This window comes from Pyrodictium delaneyi (genome assembly GCF_001412615.1).
GTDB classification, from domain to species: Archaea; Thermoproteota; Thermoprotei_A; order Sulfolobales; family Pyrodictiaceae; genus Pyrodictium; species Pyrodictium delaneyi.
Window position 1 is genome coordinate 1,104,519 of the sequence record NZ_CP013011.1, and the last position, 17,051, is coordinate 1,121,569.

Below are 17,051 nucleotides of genomic sequence, written 5' to 3' on the forward strand. Positions count from 1 at the left end.
GGCTACTAGTCTATGAGAGGATTAGGGCTAGAACAGCTTTTTGTGCATGAAGACGGTTCTCGGCTTGGTCCCAGACAACGCTCCAGGGCCCTTCTATAACGTCCTCTGTGACTTCTTCGCCTCGGTGGGCGGGTAGACAGTGCATGAATATGGCATTATTAGATGCTAGCGACATTAGCTCTACGTTCACTTGGTATCCCTGGAGGAGTCTTCTACGTTCATCTACTACAGACTCCTCACCCATGCTAACCCATACGTCTGTATATACTACGTCTGCGCCTTTGACAGCCTCTCTAGGGTCGCTAATGATCTCTATTGTAGCTCCGGTCTCTGCAGCAGTGGCCTTGGCAGCCTCAAGAACGTCTCTCCTTGGATAAAGCGCGGGCGGTGACGAGATTACTATGTGGCCTCCAAGCTTCGCAATAACTAGTAGAAGGCTATGCGCTACATTATTCCGCCCATCGCCTACGTACACAACTTTGACGTTCTTGATGTCGCCCTTCTTCTCCTCTATAGTCATTGCGTCAGCTAGTGCTTGAAGAGGGTGTTCAAGGTCGCTGAGCATATTTATGACCGGTATTGTTGCATAGGCTGCCATTTCCTCCAGGCTTTCATGGCTAAATACCCTAGCCGCGATAGCATCTACATACCGGGAAAGTACACGTGCGGTATCCTTTACTGGCTCGCCGCGGCCTAGCTGGAGTTCGTCTCGCCGGAGAGGTAGAGGATGTGCACCGAGCTGTATAGCAGCTACCTCCATGCTGACGCGCGTCCTTGTACTAGGCTTCTCGAAAATTAACGCTATAGTCTTTCCGGCAAGAAGAGGTATAATGCGTTCCCCTGAGTAATAGCGGAGTTTTAGTTGTCTTGCAGTATCAAGTACTAGCCTAACCTCCTCTGGGGATAGATCACGAATAGACAGTAGATCGCGGCCAGAAAGCGGGTTCGTCAATTCTCCTTAACACCGTAGTGTAACGGGCATATTCCTGTGGGATAATAGTGTAGCCGCAGGCGCTGGATAGGACTTGAAGTGCTCAGTCCATGGGAGTTTCTTCATCCCTCTGAGCATGGTCGGAGACCGCTCATCCACATCACTGCTGCTCTCTGGGCACTAGCCCCACTCCCTTACACTCGGCAACTGAAGCCTCCAATAACTTTGCAGTCTCCACTACGTCCTCAGGACTTCTACACTTCAGCCATAAAATAGCCTCGTAGGATGCAGGTAGCGTCTGAAGACTGGCGGCAACAGGACGCGGGGGTACTAGGAGTATTAGACACGAGTTGTAGTGTGAAATCAGCCAGCCATTTCTCTCTCCGGCTATGCATTTTGAATCGTTACATAGCCTTCCTATAATTACGGGTATACAGTTGTAGAGTCTAGCTACATCAGCGGAAACAAGTCTAAACGATATATCATAAAGACAGTCGGTCAAGCAACTGTCACCCAGACCCATAGTACCTATGCTCCAAGAGGGCTTTCCTAGAGGCTTCATTTTACGTGTTGGCGCTATCATGAAGTTTGCGGAGTATAATTCTAGGAATCTAGGAACTAAGTGGCGTTGCTTCGAGAGTAGGTATCTAAACCCTCCCGAAATGTTCTAGGAAACTCGGGTTAAACGGGTTAGGGCGAGCCCCATCACGTCGTATCATGGATATCGTGAAGTGGGTTGATATTACACAAGGCTACTACCCGGTTAAGGGGAATGATAATACATGGGTAGGCAGGATCCATCACTTAAGGCTAGCTATCTAGAGCCGCAAAGGAAGAGTCGAGGAAGCTTAATCGCTGATGTTATGGCCTTAATAAAACTCCGTCAGACAACACTCCTAGTACTATCAATGTATGCGGCTTTCATACTCGGTGGCGGCCTCAATAGGCCACTTACTGATCATCTTGCTGTACTACTGTTAGGTTACGCGTCTATCTCGGCAGTAACGGCTATCAACATGTATCTTGATAGAGATATAGACGCATTAATGCCTAGAACCAGTAATAGACCTCTAGCTAGTGGTAGGCTTGACTCCAGAGCAGTTCTAATAGTATCTTCGCTACTCTACACGGCTTCGCTAGTCCTCGCAAGCATCTACATAAACATGTACTATAGTATTGCAATACTCATAGGTTTCGTCTTCGACATAATAGCCTACACTATTATGCTTAAGCGTAGAACACCTCTAAGCATAGTTGCTGGTGCTGTGGCTGGTGGTGCACCATCACTTGGAGGGTGGGCAGCTGCAACTGGTGTAATTGACGTAAACGCGCTGTTACTCTCGCTTCTTGTTGTGGTCTGGGTTCCGGCGCACATATGGTTCCTGGCTACATACTATAAAGATGATTATAGAAAGGCTGCTGTTCCTATGTTGCCAGTAGTAGCGGACCCCAATGTAACGGCCATGGGTATAGGATTAGGTGCACTCATAATGGGCTATATTGTTGTAGGCTTATGGCTCAATGGTGTAATAGGAATAATACCGCTTGCTTATGGCTTATTTGCAGCTTTACATATATTTGTTATGGCCGTAAACTATAGTTTCACGCATGGTGATGCAGCATACGCCAGAAAGGCGTTTAAGTTTAGCAATATGCATCTTGGTGTATTATACCTCTTTATGGTGCTCGAAAAATTATTGCATTCATGTTAGACTAGAGAAGAGTAATCCCCCCATTCTCCAAGCACTTTTCTAGCTGTTTCTTTTGCATGTGATCCAGTAAACCTTAGCGAACCGTCTTTCTTTGGTAGTCCGAGCCTAGCTGTAGTCCAGCGTCTTCGAGGCATAGGTAGCCTTGAGCCTATTGGGTAGAATGTGGATGGCGATCGCAAACGGTTAGCCTCTTTTATGGCTGATATTACCGCCTCTACCTTATCTTCGAAGCTTTCCAGTCCGACAAGTCGGGACCTTACATCTATTGGATCGCCCTTCCAGTTTAAGCATGGTATGAGCTTGAAGTCATATGTTACGCGTATACGTGTACAACCTGCACAGAATATGAAGTTGCCTACAGGACCTACAATCTCTACTTTTACCCCGTTATCCAGAATGAGTACGGGTCGGTTATGAAGGCCTATACGATACTTTATCTCAACTATACGGTTTTCGAGCTTCTCTAGTACACGCCAACGTGGTAGATGATGCTCGCGGAACCTCTTTACTGCCTTACCTACAGGATGTAATTCTATAAACTGTACCGATGCATCTATTTCTGCAGCAAAGTCTATGATTTTGAGTATATCGTCCTCATTAATGTCCTTCAATATGACAAAATTTATTTTTATTGGTATTCCATATTCCCTTGCTATTTTTAAGTTGTTAATGACTCTGTCTAGTAATGATGACCCAGTTATAGCTCTAAAAGCCCTATCCGATAATGCATGTAGACTTACATTTATGTGATCAATACCAGCTTCGGCGAGTCTGGGCAGATGATTATGTAGAAGCGAACCGTTAGTAGTTATTGAGACATAAGCGTTACCCAGACTCTTCATTGTGGATACTATTTCAGCCAGGTCGTTACGTATTGTAGGCTCTCCACCGGTCACCTTAAATGCACGTATGTCGAGACGGCGGGCAGCTTCTACAATAAGCTCTATCTCTTCGAGGGTCAACTCTCGCTGCGCGATATCCTGTTCTCGATACCCTTCCATATGGCAGAAGAAGCATGAGAAGTTACACCGTCCAGTAACCATGACTCTAAGGTTAGTTAATGGTCTCCCGTACCTATCTATAACCGGCGTAGCGGAGCCACCCGTGTGGCAGTGTATAGCTGTCAGCCTCGGACTATTATTCGGCTCCTATTCTGTTCTATGCTCGTGTAGTATACGGCCCTAACCCATTATTACCGGAAGGCGGGCTACCCCTAGGTAGTTGGAGCAATAGAGGGCAGAAGGAAGCACAGCGAAGCAATTAGGTCATGACTTATAGCGACACTGGGGGTTAGGAAGCCTTGGAGAGGATGTATGAGAAAACATGTCCGCGATGCCGTACACGCATGGAATATAGAGTTGAAATGGAGTTTGGAGAAAATGGTATGAGGCGTATACGCTATTATTACCGTTGTCCTCGATGTGGCTATCGTTTGCAAGACTTGGTAATAGTTGTTAAGCGTGGCGATAATGGCGGTGTAATAGTTGAGCGCGAGGAATACATTGAGAGAAAAACTGAACGGAATAAAGCAGCTGTGAACGCATAGTGAGGTTTTTAGAATTGAAATGTAGGTAGTCTCCTTAAACTTAGTTCCGGTTAACAACGAGAACATCAGTCATTCTTAAGTAGTGCTTTGCAAACCGAGGCTCTGCATAGCCGGAGGTAGCTGCCTCTAAGCTGGGGGTTGAATAGATAGCCTTGTTGCGAAGGATACTAGAGAAGCTAGTGAAACCCTACCGCGAAATACTGCAATATGCTCGCATCTTAAACGCGCACAGCATAGCTAGGAGAATGTTTGTAACTAATAGCTTTGACGGCCTACTCTCCGGGCTAGGCGTTATACTGGGTAGCTATCTTAGCGGTGCATCAAATCCTATAAACTATGTTGGTAGTGTTATAGGAGCATCGTTTTCAATGGGGTTCTTCAGTGGTGTGGTAGCAACGTATCTCTCTGAGCGTGCTGAGCGTCTGCAGGAGCTTAGAAAGACTGAGCGTGCAATGCTGCACCCACTACGCGGAAGTATATACGAAAAGGCAGCCAAAATAGTGCCGATATATGTAGCCTTATGGAGTGGTCTTGGCGCCATGTTGTTGCCGGTCATAGGTGTATCGCCCTTTATATTTGCGGAGATACTTAAAGCTGACGTATCGGTGACAGTACTCGTATATACATCTGCAGGGATAATGGTGGCTGAGCTGTTTACGCTCGGGGCCTATCTGGGCAAGATTAGTGGTGAAAACATGTTTGTCAGTGGCGCGAGACTGGCGCTCATAGGGCTAGCAGCGGTACTATTCTTTACACTTGCATCAGTGATAATGTAATAATGTAGGCATAAACAAGGTGCTGTAGGGGCCTCGGGACAGCGAAGAGGTCATCAATGCTACAGAGCCCTAAAGGGCTTCTAGGCTCAGATCCGCCGGAACACCTCATCGGTGCCCGGGATTGGAGTGTAGAAAGGCTTTGGAGGATAAGTGTTTAAGAAACAACTGGTGCCGCGAGCTAGTCAGGCTAGTAATAGCTGTTGAGGGTAAGGACGAGTCACATGGATATCCTCACACCTTGCGTGTACTCTGTAGAGCGCTAAAACTGGCTGAAGGCAAAAATGTAGACTACAAGGTCTTAATAGCGTCTGTGCTCTTGCATGATATAGGCAGGCCCTTTGAAAACGAGACAGGTGTGCATCATGCTGTTCTCTCAGCGTTCATCGCTAGACTAGTGCTGCCGGGCCTTGGTTTTAGCCCTGAAGAGGTGGCTCATGTAGAGAAAGCTATACTCGAGCACAGCTTCAGCCTTGCATCATCTAGGCCGGATGTAAAAAGCAGTAATAAATCTAGCATAGAGTCGTGCATACTTAGCGATGCTGACAAGCTTGACGCCCTAGGTGCAATAGGGATCTATAGGCTCGTAGAGACCTCAGCTCAGCGTAGTCGTAACATGCATGATACACTCGGCCACTATCACGAGAAGCTTTCAAAGCTTCCACAGCTCATGTGCACTGAGGAGGCACGTAGAGAGGCAGAAATACTTCTAGAGAGGCTCAAGAGGTTCGTAAACTGGCTCTACGAGGAGACCAGAGAATATGCAGACCTAGTAAATGTGGTGGATAAGGCTTTTCCCCTACACGGGTAACAGGAACAATGATTAGGAGTCATAGAGTAGGGCCTGGTGGGTAAGAGTGGCTAAACGTCTCATATTAATCATACTAGATGGTGCAGCAGATAGGCCAGTAGACGGTAAGACTCCACTCTCCGAGGCAGAGACGCCGGGTCTCGACCGGCTAGCTCGGAACGCGGTATGCGGGTTTCACTATCCAGTAGCTCCAGGCATAGCTCCCGAAAGCGACCTTGCAACTATATCGCTGCTTGGTTACATGCCGGAAAAGTACTACACCGGGCGGGGACCTCTCGAAGCACTTGGCATAGGCCTAGCCCTCAAGCAGGGGTACGAGGTAGCATTCCGTGCCAATTTCGCTACAATCGATCCAGCTACCCGGCGGATAATAGACCGTAGGGTTGGCAGGAGCCTAGCAAGCAATGAGGCTAAAGAGCTGGCACGTGCGCTTGACGGGATGCAGCTCAGTAGTGACGGCTATGCTAGGGTTGAAGCGACAATAGGCCACCGAGCAGTAGTGATAATTGGGAGCGAGAGTAGTAGACTAAGCGCAGCTGTATCAAACATTGATCCAGCGTACGTTCGCAAAGGGCTAATCTCGGAGGCTGTAAAGAATCCGGACATGACTTTGCCAAGGTGTAAACCCCTCGATGATTCCGAAGAGGCACGCAGAACATGTCGGATGGTTGATGAGTTCGTGGAGAAGGCTATAGAGATTCTCGATAATCATCCAGTTAACATCGAACGTAGTAAAAAAGGTCTTTTGAAGGCTAACGCTATCCTCCTACGGGATGCTGGAGATAGGCTACCCGAGATGCCGCCTATTTCTGAGCAGCTAGGGCTATCGCCAGCGGCCGCAGTAGCCGAGATGCCGGTCGAAATAGGCATAGCTAAGGCAGCTGGCATGAAGGCTTACACCGTATCGCCTCCCTCAGGAGACCTAGCTCGCGATCTCCCTGAGAGGCTCGAGGCGGTGCTAAAGGCTCTTAGCGATGATAGCCGCTTCATATACGTGCATTTGAAGGGGCCTGACGAGCCTGGGCACGATGGCAGTTTCGAGGGCAAAAAGAGGGCGATAGAACTAATAGATAAGTATTTCATAGTACCGTTACTGGATAAAATAGACCTGGAAGAGACAGCAATACTAGTAACATCAGATCATGCTACACCATGGAGCCTCAAGAGCCACAGTGGTGATCCGGTGCCCTGGATGCTCAGCTGGGGTAAGATACCCGATGGGCCCAAAAAGTTTAGCGAAATAGCTTGCAAGGAGTATGGTGGACAAATACTTGAGCATGGCTGGCTGCTGCTCCCCTATGTGATTGAGTTTATCAAGAAGAGGGCTCAGTAGCGCCCGAAGCGTCATCACCCTCACACACTAGAGGGCTATGCAGAACGCAGTAACCCCTTCTTTCAGCTCCGGTCCACTTCAGCACGGCCCAAGAAGTTTAGAAGCCGTGCTAGAGGTAATAACTATCATTCTACGAACGCAGATCATGCAGAGGCCTAACATAATAGCCATATCATGGCTTGTTTAATAGCTGGGCGATGAAGACCCCGAAGATAGGGGAGGAGCTTTGCCGATGGCCGGGGCCTTCCTAGCAGAGCCCCCTAGGCTACGCTAAACTCAACTGTGCCAAGTCTAGCCATTTCCTGTAAACATGCTAGATAGTCTTCGTCGCTTGAAGCTCTCTTGATACATCTCGAAATCTCCTTCAACCTCCAGTAATCCTCCTCGCTAAATGGCCTCCGAAGCCTAGTCACCGACATACAGCTCCTTGAAACAATAAACTCCGCGATGCCACCCTGCGCTAGGAACTCAGCGGTAGATGTCGTGTCACGTGCAGAAGGATAACACGAGAGACCTGGGTGGGTGTGTGCAAAGACTACGGCAGGTATAAGTGGTAGATTCACTTCATATTCTTTTCCCGTACCATATGCTATTTCAGCGTTCCACCCGATAGCTAGGAAGTGTTCAACATTAGTTGTCGAGAGTTTGTGTAACGGTCTATAGAAGCTGTCGCGGAACACGCTGGTAAGGCGCCGCGTTATCTCGTCGAAGTAGAAGCTCTCTGCATCAATGTCTTCGCTACACTCAACAGTATAGTCTATAAGTGGTGCACCAAGCATTCTCGGCAGGGTAGAGACAAGGACGTCGAGAGTTTCGTCTATACATCTATCCGCGTAGACTATGATGTGAGGCTCATTATTACTGCAGAGCGGCTTGATGCGGGCTGAAAGCCCAGTATCTTCTTCGTAGTATGCTAGGATGTGGAAGGACAAGCCAAGACATGTGATAATCCGTGCTGTTTTCTTGGCTTCAATAGAGTCTAATAGTTTGACAGGGCCTCGGGCCGGCATCCCCTAGTCCTCATAATTCTCGGCTCCCTAGAGCCCGGAGCCTTCCTCACGGGCCAGTATCGAAGAAGGTGACTTCTTAGGGATGTTTAAAAACTACTTTCTAGCTGGGCTAGAGGTTGAAGTACATGTATACTTCCATTGGGTTGGGGTACTGGCGGAGTTCACCTGCTTCTGCGCGCTTGACCTCGATGTATGCTTCTATTATCTCCTTGGTGAATATTGGCTTTAGGAACTCGTTGTCGCTCTCTAGCTCGTCGAGGGCTTCATCGAGGCTTCGTGGTAGCTGCTTTATGCCTAGTCTCCTCCTCTCCTCCTCCGTCATCTCGTATACATTGCGGTCTATCGGGTCGCCGGGGTCTATCTTCTTCTTTATACCATCGAGGCCTGCAGCGAGTATTGCTGCGAAGGCCAGGTAGGGGTTAGCTGATGGGTCTGGGCTGCGGAACTCTATACGCCTCGCCTTCTCTACGCCCTTCTCATAGAATGGTATACGTATTGCGGCGCTACGGTTTGCCTTAGCCCAGACTAGGTATACCGGAGCTTCGTAGCCGGGGACTAGACGCCTGTAGCTGTTGACGGTTGGTGCTACTAGGGCGGCTAGTGCCCTACCGTGCTCTATTAGACCGCCTATGAAGTACCTAGCTGTCTGGCTCAGCTCGGCGTATTCGTCACTCGGGTCGAAGAATAAGTTCCTATTGGCGTTCTTGTCCCATAGGCTCACGTGGACGTGCATACCGTTACCGTTGTCGCCGGCAACGAGCTTAGGCATGAATGTGACAGCTAGCCCGTACTTGGCTGCTATGTTTCGCGCTACATACTTCAAGGTTATAACACGGTCGGCGGTGGTCTTGAGGTCGCCGAATCTGAAGTCTATCTCAACCTGGCCGAGCGCAGCTACCTCGTGGTGGTGGGCTTCAACCTGGAAGCCGAAGTAGTCTTCGAGTACAGTGGCTATCTCGTAACGTATATCGGCAGCCTTGTCTATAGGGGTGGGTGTATGGTATGCCTTCTTTATCCTCTGGAACCCTATGTCCTCATCGAAGTCAATGTACTCGCGGGAGGATACACGGTAACCTAGCCCTTTTGTAGGCGTTTCGATGTCGAGGAACAGCTCATCTACAATCATGAACTCTACTTCGGGACCGAAGTAGGCAGCAAGGCCTTGAGAATCTAGGTATTCGAGTGCACGGTCGGCTATGTAGCGGGGATCCTTAGGGAACCTTCCGCTGACGGAGAACACGTCAGCTATCATGCGTGCGGTGTCCTTCCTCCACGGGAGTACTGCAAATGTGTTAGGGTCGGGGCGGAGCCTATAGTCGCTCTCATGGATACCTGCGAATCCCTCGACACTGCTGCCGTCCAGTAGGCTTAGCCCTTGTTCAAAGGCTTTTTCGCCAACCTCTTTTGCTGGTACAGAGACGCTGCGTAGATAGCCAGCTACATCCACAAAGTGGAATTCTACCCACCTAACCTTCTCGAGCAGCTTAACTATCTCCTGCATAACTGTTCGCCCGCGTCTCCGCAGCTACCGAACACATAACTAAGTATTGCTATCTTAGCTCCCGTACACTTATACTATGAATTAGGGGTTCTGTAGTGATAGAAAAGGGACGCCATCCTCGTAGAACTAGGGCTAGGGAAAACAAAGGGACAAGTTAGACAAAAACTCTGCCTATTCAATACTATTTGGACGGGTGTAGACTAGTGGCATGCAGCGTCAATATATACATAGATGCAGAGGCTAGTCAGGCAAGAGTAACCTATGAAACAACTTGCGAAGCAGTATATACATGTAGCAGTGGCGTAGAAGTTGTAGATGGTAATGTAGAGCTACATAAAGTTGGCAGCTGTATGGTAGCAAGAAGTAAGGGCGGCAGACTGGTGTTAAGCCTAAAGTATAATGGTAACCTGCGGGACCTGCTAAACTCTACACCAGTACACGCATCGTTGCCACAACCTTATCCACCCTATACAGTAGTTGATGCAAGCATAATAATCGATTCGAAGCCGGGACTAGACGTCTACGGACTGCCACTCCGGAGAACAGGAGTCATCACTCTTACACAGCGCATATTGCTCGAGGGCCGCTCGATACTCCAGATAGCTCTGCCCGATGATATCATTGATGAGGTGACAGCTGTAGTGAGACAGCTGGACCCCATAGAGACGTCTTACCCCTTACTATCGGGTATAGAAAGCGTGGATGAAGTAAAATATTGTGAAGCGAACAAGGGGTATGGATTAACAGCATGGGGTGAATGTATAAACAGGCTAGGAGGCATAGAGGCTGGTAAGCGCTTAACAACACTTAGAAGCCTTCTCTCAAAGGGCATCGCGTTTGAAGCCTTTGCGTCGCGACTCTATGCAGGCACGGCGGTCAACTCTGCTATGGAGCCACTTTCTCTGGCGTCAATGCTACTAGAGAAAGGACAGCTAGCACCCATCATAGTAGATAAGCGTGACGGAGTACTAGAACTTGAGGGTTTAAGCGGCACAGTGGTATGGCTCAGACGCCATGAGGCGGCTGGGGTAGAGAGGATAGTAGGGGTTAGGATCGAGGACGAGTCGTTAATCCTCGACGAGGAATATGAAGAGATAGCTGTGGTGTGTAGAAGTTGCTGGGAGCCTATATCGAGATTCGAGAAATCTAGGCTAATGCGCGGCTAATCCGTATTCGGCTCGGATGCTGGTGGTCTCGTCGCCTGGAGAACGTATTCTCACAATGCTAGCACCGTCAACCTTCGTAACCTCTATTACTTTGTCGGCAGCATCTTCTATCTCCCTGTCGTGGGTCACAACTATCAGTTGTAACAGACCGCTAGCCTCCAATCCATACTTGATAATCTCTACTAGTTCGCGTCGCTTCTCCTCGTCAAGATGTATGGTAGGCTCATCCATTATCATGGACTCTATGCGCTCTCCGACGACTCGGGCAAGCGCAAGCCTATAAGCTATGGCAAGTGCTATGCGCTCACCGCCGCTGAGCATAGACACAGTCTTCTCGCCCTCACGCGTCACTAGTACAACGCTATAATCATCTTCAAGCCTTACATCAAGGAAGTCAATATTGAACTTCATCAGTGTATCCCGTAGATGGTACTCGAGAATATTGCGCACAGCCTGCCTAATTATCCGTGGTACACCGTCAGGGCCTAGTGCACGACGTATCTTCTCCAGGGCTTGAAGCGCCTCCTGGTACCGTTTGAGTTCCTCTCGTAGCTGTGATACCCGGCTCCGTAGAAGCTCAGTCTTCGCTGCCATGGCTTCAAGTTTCTCCCTCATACCCTCTAGCCGCGCGACTCTATCCCGGAGCTCTCTAAGCTCTTGTTCACGCTCTCTAAGTTCGACCTCTGTCTGCTCTAGAGCAGTATCTACATCGCCCATCTCCTCTAGCTCGGAGTCTATACTCTCCAGCTCGCTCCGGACCCTATCAATCTCAGCCTCTAGCTCGCGTAACTTTGCCTCAGCCCGGGGGAGTCTAGCAGCCTCGCTCTTCACGCCGGCAATGTATTCTCTGTAGTAGCTTATCCGCTTAGAGGCCTCCTCGAGCTCTTCAATGCTAAGCTTAATACTATCAAGTATCTCCTTGAGTTTTTGCTCGCGCTTGCTAATCTCGGCCTTGAGTCTAGTGGTCTCCGATTCGAGAGACTTGTATTCATCCATCCGTGCCCGGAGTTTTTGGTACTTACTTACCCATGCTTCCAGCTCGCGTAGTCTCTGTTTTGCCTCCTCGTACTCCTTATACTTCGCGAAAAGCTCGAGATACTGTTGCTGGAGCCTCTGCTTCTGTTGTTCAGCGTCCTCGGCCTCTCGAAGCATTAACTCTATTCTCTTAGCGGCTCCCTGGGCATCCCTTGCGAGCCGCTCTATTAGCCGTTTTCGCGACTCTAGATCCCTAAGCTCGTTACGCAGCAGGGTTTCCTGACTCTCTAGCCTCCTTAGCTCAGCTTCTAGCCGCTTCTTCTGGGCACGTATCTTAGAGATAAGCTCCACACGATGCTCATCACTTAGCGGTCTACCGCATAGAGGGCATCTCCCCTGAGCCTCTGTAAGCTTCATAAGCTTGTCTTCAAGGTCACGTATCTCTGATCGCTTAGCCTCAACTTGTCCATGTACGTTCTCGAGCTTCGCCCTGGTAGTATCTATGGTCCTCTCTAGGCTAGCGAGCATTGATTCAAGCTTCTCGATAATCTTGTGTGGTTCACGGGGGAAGTCCAGAGGTATACTTGTCCTAAGCCTCTCGAGTAGTCTACTAGTCTCAGCCTCGGCCTTCGCTCTAAGAAGCTTTGCTCGAGCCTCTAGTTGTTCTAGCTGAGACTTAACTTGGTGATACTGCCTGCTGTCTTGCTCTAGCTCATCGAGAAGTGATCTGAGCCTCTCATACTCATTTGCCTTGCGTTCAGCCTCTGGAAAGTCTCGCAGCTCCTCCTTAATTCTCTCCATTCTTGATGCAAAGGACTCCAGGTGTTGCTTCTCCCGTCTAATCTCGTTTACGAGGTTTACAGCTTCCTCTATGAGTTGTAGATCCTTCTCGAGTCTCTCAAGTTCCTTCAGCTCCTCCTTCGCGTTAAGTGCTATTTCATATTCTCTCCTGGCCTCCTCATATTCGCGTTCTAACCTATTGAGCTCCCTTGCTAGCTCTTCCCTTTTTGCTCTTAGAAAGTCGAAACGCTGTTTTAGTCTCCGTAGCTCAATGGCCTGCTCTTGTAGACGGCTATACTCGTTCTCGGCCTTCTCGAGAGCAGGCCTCAGTTTCTCCAGCTCCTTAACTATCCTCTCGTACTCACGGGCACTTTCTTCAGCTTCACGAAGGCGTGCTTCCTCAGTGCGGTATAGTTCCTCCTTGTTCTCCTTGTCTCTACGCAGCATCCTAATTATAACCGCCAGGCGCTCATAGGCTTTCTCTATGGCTCGTAGTCGTAGGATAGTATTCATGACGTCTATGCGTCTATCCCGGTCTACGAGTATTTCGTCTATCTCGCCCTGCCTTGTCACAAGCAGTAAGTCAGCTAGGAGCGGGTCTATCCCGATAATTCTCTTAAGCTCAGCTTTTACACTCTCGACGCCACGCGCCATGAGCTTGGCTGTTCCCCCGTCTATGAGGTATAGGAGGGCTTGGGTTGCTCCATTGCGCTGGATGGTCTTCTGTAGGCGATACTTGTGCCCGTTTGCTGTGAACTCTACACTGATACGTGCAATAGACGAGCCTAGCCGTATAAGCGCGTCCTTACGGCTACGAGTGCCGCGGCTGTGGGAGCCGAATAATGCATAAGTTATAGCATCTATGATGCTTGTCTTGCCGGCCCCATTGGGGCCAACTATAGCTATTATTCCGCGGCCAAAGTCTATCCTTGTCCTCCTATGGCTCAACACGTTCTCCAATTCCACGCGCTCTATTATCACTGGCTATCGCCTCCCTCTTAGCCCGAATACTTCCTCGACTAGTCGTGTCGCCTCTTGTACAGCATGGCTCTGGGGATCGGAGCCCAGGACGTCGATTAGCCTCATTGCTAGGTGTGTCAGCTCCTCGTCCCTCAGTACGTCCCTCAACAGCTCTTCGAGCTTTATGGACGAGGAGGCCTTCTGGATAGAGGGTGGTAGCTTTGTCTCAATAGTGTCTATCCTTAGACGGTATGAGAGAACATATCGTGACACAATGTTCTCGACAAGCTTGTAGACAGAAGTCTTAATCCCTCTAGGTACGTTCGTCACTGTGAGGTGGAGGAGAGGCTTCCTATCCTCGGGGTACCGGGCTAGCCGGTCCCGGAGCTGGGTGAGACTCGAGCGCAGCGACTCTAGGCTGTTAAACACTAGCTCCTCGACTATCTGTGGTCTAGCACTCTGTAGTGCTATGCGGTCGAGCGAAATAGTCCTACCAGTCTCTATCTCGGCGACTATGACGTATCTCTGTGGCTGGGCAGCCGCCTCATCTACACGTAGAGCTTCTATAGACCCTGGATAAGCGGCAACAGAATCTCCTAGGGCGAATCTACGGTAAAGGTGTATGTGGCCCATAGCGTAGTACGAGTAGCCCTTAGGTAGATCACCTAGTTCAAGCTCGTAATCCGGTGCAACCTCGTGGAGCGTCTGATGTAGAACCAGTACCGATGGTCGGTCAGGGTCTACGGGAAGTCTCGAAAGATGTTCACGGACGCGTTGTCGTGCTCCTATACCCTTCTCGTTACGCAATCCGGCTACTAGGAGCTTGAGCCCACTACGCACGCGGAGCTGCCGGTACTCGGGGCCCTTGAGTCCAAGCACTGTCACGGATTCTACTACATCCTCTAATATGAGGAGTGGTGGAAGCATACGTCTCCGGGGTAGGTCGTGATCGCCTGGGACAACTATGAATGGGATGTCCACTTCGCTTAGCTTGCGAAGAGATCTTATCGCATAATGTATGGCCTGTGGCGGGGGCCGTGTTGAGTCGAAGAAGTCGCCGGAGTGAATTACGGCGTCAACCTTCTCTCTCAGCGCTGTCTCTATTACTTCGTCGAACACCTTGTAGATGTCCATCTCCCTGTCTATTAGCCCGTACTGTCTGTACCCTAGGTGGGTGTCTGATGTGTGAAGTATCTGGATAGATTCTCTCGTCATGTCTTTGTGCACCTAGCAGGCCCCAGTTTATCCTTCCTCGCTATAGGGTGTTACTACATGAACTCTGAGACTAGATCATCTACACTCCCTGCCTCATCTAGCGTACGACTGAGTGACTGCCACTCGGCTACGACATCTATATCGGCCCCTCCTAGGCGGCCCTCATACTTGTCTATGCGGACGAGGGCTGGTATGCGTATAAACGGGCCTATAACAACAGCCTCTCCCGTGTTAAGAGAGGGTAGATGGGCTACGAGGTCGTCGCTTAGACTCTCGCTAGCGGCTTGGATGTAGCGCTGATCGCTCGGCTCTACGATGCGTAGTACTACGAGGTTGTTAGCCTGGCTAAGTATATCCGGGTCGAGGCCCTTAGGCCTCTGGCTAACAAGCATGAGGCCCACGCCGAACTTACGTCCTTCACGGGCTATCCTGGCGAGCCAATACTTGGACAGTGTGTCCTCGTCCCTCGGAGCTAGTATGTGTGCCTCCTCCACTACTATGAGAACGGGGAACGGTACCTGGCTAGAACCGGTGAGCTTGTGTCGCTTCCTCTCAGCCAGGACTATACGTAGCATATGGCTCACTACTGCATCGGCGGCATCCCGGTCAACACGGCTCAAGTCAACTATGTTGGCGTAGCCGGGACGGATCCTCGATACCGGATCCACAGCATCGTCGCGTATTATCTCGCCGTAGCGCTCCCGGAGCGACTCAATCTTGTTAACAACCGCGGTTGCAGCGGTGGACTCCTCTCTCCTCCGGTGTGCCATGTGCTCCACTATACTGGCTAATGTATCGAGGAAGCCGCCCTTCTCCTCAGATCCAGCCTCCTTTAGCTTCGCCAGCGCCTTGCGGAGCACGCGCTCCTGATTATAGTAGCGCTGCTCTATCCCAAGTAGAACCATGAGTTCTGCTATGCTTAAGAGGCGGGGGTTGAGCAGCGGCTCTATTACGTTGACACGGCCGCCTAGGCTTGAGCCCACGTACTCGCCGTGGAAGTCGAATATCAGGACGGTGCCCCCATGCTTAACCAGCCTATCCACTATTACTGCGACGGTGTTGCTCTTGCCGGCCCCGGTTACGGCGAGTATTGCCGTGTGCCTAGTAACCAAGCGGTTAACATTAATGTAGACGGGTATATCGGGTCGTGAGGCTAGCACGCCTAAGCGTATCCAATACGGCTCCTTGCCGCCAAAGACGTGTTTGAGTAGATTACTGGGGGCGCGGTACACTCTGGCGCCGGGTAGGGGAGGTAGACGAGGCATACGTAATGTCTCAACGTCGCCTAGAAGCCTCGCAGTACACTCGAAGAATACGTCTTCATCACCCATCTCGGCACTAAGCTTCTCGACTATAGCGGGGTCGTATACGCCGGGCAAAGCATTCAACGTTATACTCCTCGTGCCTACATGCTCGACCATCCCGAGCACAATGCCGTCGGGATGCTCTATTACCACATAGTCGCCGACAGGCGGCGGGTTCGAGGACACAAACCTGGCTACGACCGGCGTCGAGTTGTCAACCACGAAGCCTAATGGTTTCTCTAAACCCGACAGCTCTATGGCGCCAGCCTTGCTGCCAGTGTCCTCTATCTCGTGCATTCTAGGGCAACCCCCAGACACTATGCTGCCTCAAGTATGGTATCGAGTTACATAGAGTTAGAGCAGTAATCGAGGCCCCTATTACTCCTGGTGCTAGGAGCTATATGCAGACGCCTCGGCTGTGGTGTGCACGAGAATAGACAGCGCATGGCGGCGCAACCATGATTGCAGCGTAGCCTAGGGAGCGGTGCACACGTACAACCTTAACAAGCACTAGTAAATCGGGATTGTCTAAGTCCACCGGCAGCTCTATACCATCGGCTATAATCTCTATCGCATCCCTCTTGTGTAGCAGTCTACCAGTCTCTCTATCATAGAGCCGACCCTCAAGCCTTATTGCGAAACGCGTGCTACGATCTGCCTTAGCGCTAAGCAGCTCCTTTGCAGTGCTAGCCACATAGTCTACGTATGGAGGCACTTCAAGATCGATGGGTATAGCTCTTAGTATGGCGCTATCCTCTGTAACCTCTCTCGCTATACGTCTTACAGCGTCATAGGGGTCGCTGACCTTTAGCAGAAGCAGTGAGCGTGGCGCATCAAATACCCTGGCGCGTCCAAGTATGCTCTCTATCTCGCGTAACGCTCTCCTCATAGAGTAGTAGCCGGGCTCGTGAGCCACTATTAAGTTGAAGAGTCTATAACGTGGCACCTCTTCGGCTCCCATAGTACTAGCTCCTCCCACGTCGCCGAGAGTATGATGCGCTGACAGCCGGTCACACGCCTAGTGGTAGGGCTAT

At 50.2% G+C, this 17,051-nt stretch carries 15 protein-coding genes; 6 read left to right on the forward strand and 9 right to left on the reverse strand.

Annotation, left to right across the window (positions count from 1 at the left end; all coding sequences use genetic code 11):
• Positions 1–10 precede the first annotated feature (10 nt).
• Together argF and Pyrde_RS05710 are read right to left on the reverse strand one after the other, a co-directional pair.
• Positions 11–952 carry an ornithine carbamoyltransferase gene (gene argF / locus Pyrde_RS05705; protein ID WP_055408961.1) on the reverse strand — a complete coding sequence of 314 codons (942 nt, stop codon included), beginning with the start codon at positions 950–952 and terminating at the stop codon, positions 11–13.
• A 139-nt stretch (positions 953–1,091) separates the two neighbouring features.
• Positions 1,092–1,433 (reverse strand): hypothetical protein, encoded by a 342-nt coding sequence (locus tag Pyrde_RS05710; RefSeq protein WP_143521996.1) that lies wholly within the window; start codon positions 1,431–1,433, stop codon positions 1,092–1,094.
• 280 nt (positions 1,434–1,713) lie between these two features.
• On the opposite strand from Pyrde_RS05710, the gene cyoE reads away from it, so the two are divergent.
• Entirely contained in the window at positions 1,714–2,643 is a 930-nt protein-coding gene (cyoE, locus tag Pyrde_RS05715) for a heme o synthase (RefSeq protein WP_055408965.1), read from the forward strand.
• On the opposite strand, the gene moaA is transcribed toward cyoE, so the two are convergent.
• The gene (gene moaA / locus Pyrde_RS05720) at positions 2,640–3,770 is read right to left on the reverse strand and encodes a GTP 3',8-cyclase MoaA (protein WP_338050850.1); all 1,131 of its coding nucleotides are present in this window, start codon (positions 3,768–3,770) and stop codon (positions 2,640–2,642) included. The genes cyoE and moaA overlap by 4 nt on opposite strands.
• Before the next feature lie 173 nt (positions 3,771–3,943).
• Here moaA and Pyrde_RS10655 point away from each other — a divergent pair, with 173 nt between their 5' ends.
• The 4 genes from Pyrde_RS10655 (at position 3,944) to Pyrde_RS05735 (ending at position 7,106) form a co-directional block, all read left to right on the forward strand.
• Positions 3,944–4,189 (forward strand): hypothetical protein, encoded by a 246-nt coding sequence (locus tag Pyrde_RS10655; RefSeq protein WP_088171772.1) that lies wholly within the window; start codon positions 3,944–3,946, stop codon positions 4,187–4,189.
• Between the two features lie 152 nt (positions 4,190–4,341).
• Complete coding sequence (locus tag Pyrde_RS05725; protein ID WP_055408968.1) at positions 4,342–4,965, forward strand: VIT1/CCC1 transporter family protein; 624 nt, start codon at positions 4,342–4,344, stop codon at positions 4,963–4,965.
• A 139-nt stretch (positions 4,966–5,104) separates the two neighbouring features.
• Positions 5,105–5,773 (forward strand): HD domain-containing protein, encoded by a 669-nt coding sequence (locus Pyrde_RS05730; protein WP_055408970.1) that lies wholly within the window; start codon positions 5,105–5,107, stop codon positions 5,771–5,773.
• Positions 5,774–5,819: 46 nt separating this feature from the next.
• Complete coding sequence (locus Pyrde_RS05735) at positions 5,820–7,106, forward strand: BPG-independent phosphoglycerate mutase family protein (protein WP_055408972.1); 1,287 nt, start codon at positions 5,820–5,822, stop codon at positions 7,104–7,106.
• 260 nt (positions 7,107–7,366) lie between these two features.
• On the opposite strand, the gene Pyrde_RS05740 is transcribed toward Pyrde_RS05735, so the two are convergent.
• Positions 7,367–8,116 carry a hypothetical protein gene (locus tag Pyrde_RS05740; RefSeq protein WP_055408974.1) on the reverse strand — a complete coding sequence of 250 codons (750 nt, stop codon included), beginning with the start codon at positions 8,114–8,116 and terminating at the stop codon, positions 7,367–7,369.
• Positions 8,117–8,225: 109 nt separating this feature from the next.
• Positions 8,226–9,617, reverse strand: coding sequence for a type I glutamate--ammonia ligase (glnA, locus tag Pyrde_RS05745; RefSeq protein WP_055408976.1), 1,392 nt, complete (start codon positions 9,615–9,617; stop codon positions 8,226–8,228).
• Positions 9,618–9,820: 203 nt separating this feature from the next.
• On the opposite strand from glnA, the gene Pyrde_RS05750 reads away from it, so the two are divergent.
• Complete coding sequence (locus Pyrde_RS05750) at positions 9,821–10,783, forward strand: hypothetical protein (protein WP_055408978.1); 963 nt, start codon at positions 9,821–9,823, stop codon at positions 10,781–10,783.
• Here the strand turns inward: Pyrde_RS05750 and Pyrde_RS05755 are convergent.
• The 4 genes from Pyrde_RS05755 to Pyrde_RS05770 all read right to left on the reverse strand — a co-directional run bounded on the left by Pyrde_RS05755 (position 10,769) and on the right by Pyrde_RS05770 (position 16,978).
• Entirely contained in the window at positions 10,769–13,519 is a 2,751-nt protein-coding gene (locus Pyrde_RS05755) for an AAA family ATPase (RefSeq protein ID WP_055408980.1), read from the reverse strand. The genes Pyrde_RS05750 and Pyrde_RS05755 overlap by 15 nt on opposite strands.
• Positions 13,520–13,522: 3 nt before the next feature.
• Positions 13,523–14,713 (reverse strand): metallophosphoesterase family protein, encoded by a 1,191-nt coding sequence (locus tag Pyrde_RS05760; RefSeq protein WP_055408982.1) that lies wholly within the window; start codon positions 14,711–14,713, stop codon positions 13,523–13,525.
• Between the two features lie 53 nt (positions 14,714–14,766).
• The gene (locus Pyrde_RS05765) at positions 14,767–16,314 is read right to left on the reverse strand and encodes an ATP-binding protein (protein ID WP_055408984.1); all 1,548 of its coding nucleotides are present in this window, start codon (positions 16,312–16,314) and stop codon (positions 14,767–14,769) included.
• A gap of 100 nt (positions 16,315–16,414) precedes the next feature.
• Positions 16,415–16,978, reverse strand: coding sequence for a THUMP domain-containing protein (locus tag Pyrde_RS05770; protein WP_055408986.1), 564 nt, complete (start codon positions 16,976–16,978; stop codon positions 16,415–16,417).
• Between the last annotated feature and the right edge of the window lie 73 nt (positions 16,979–17,051).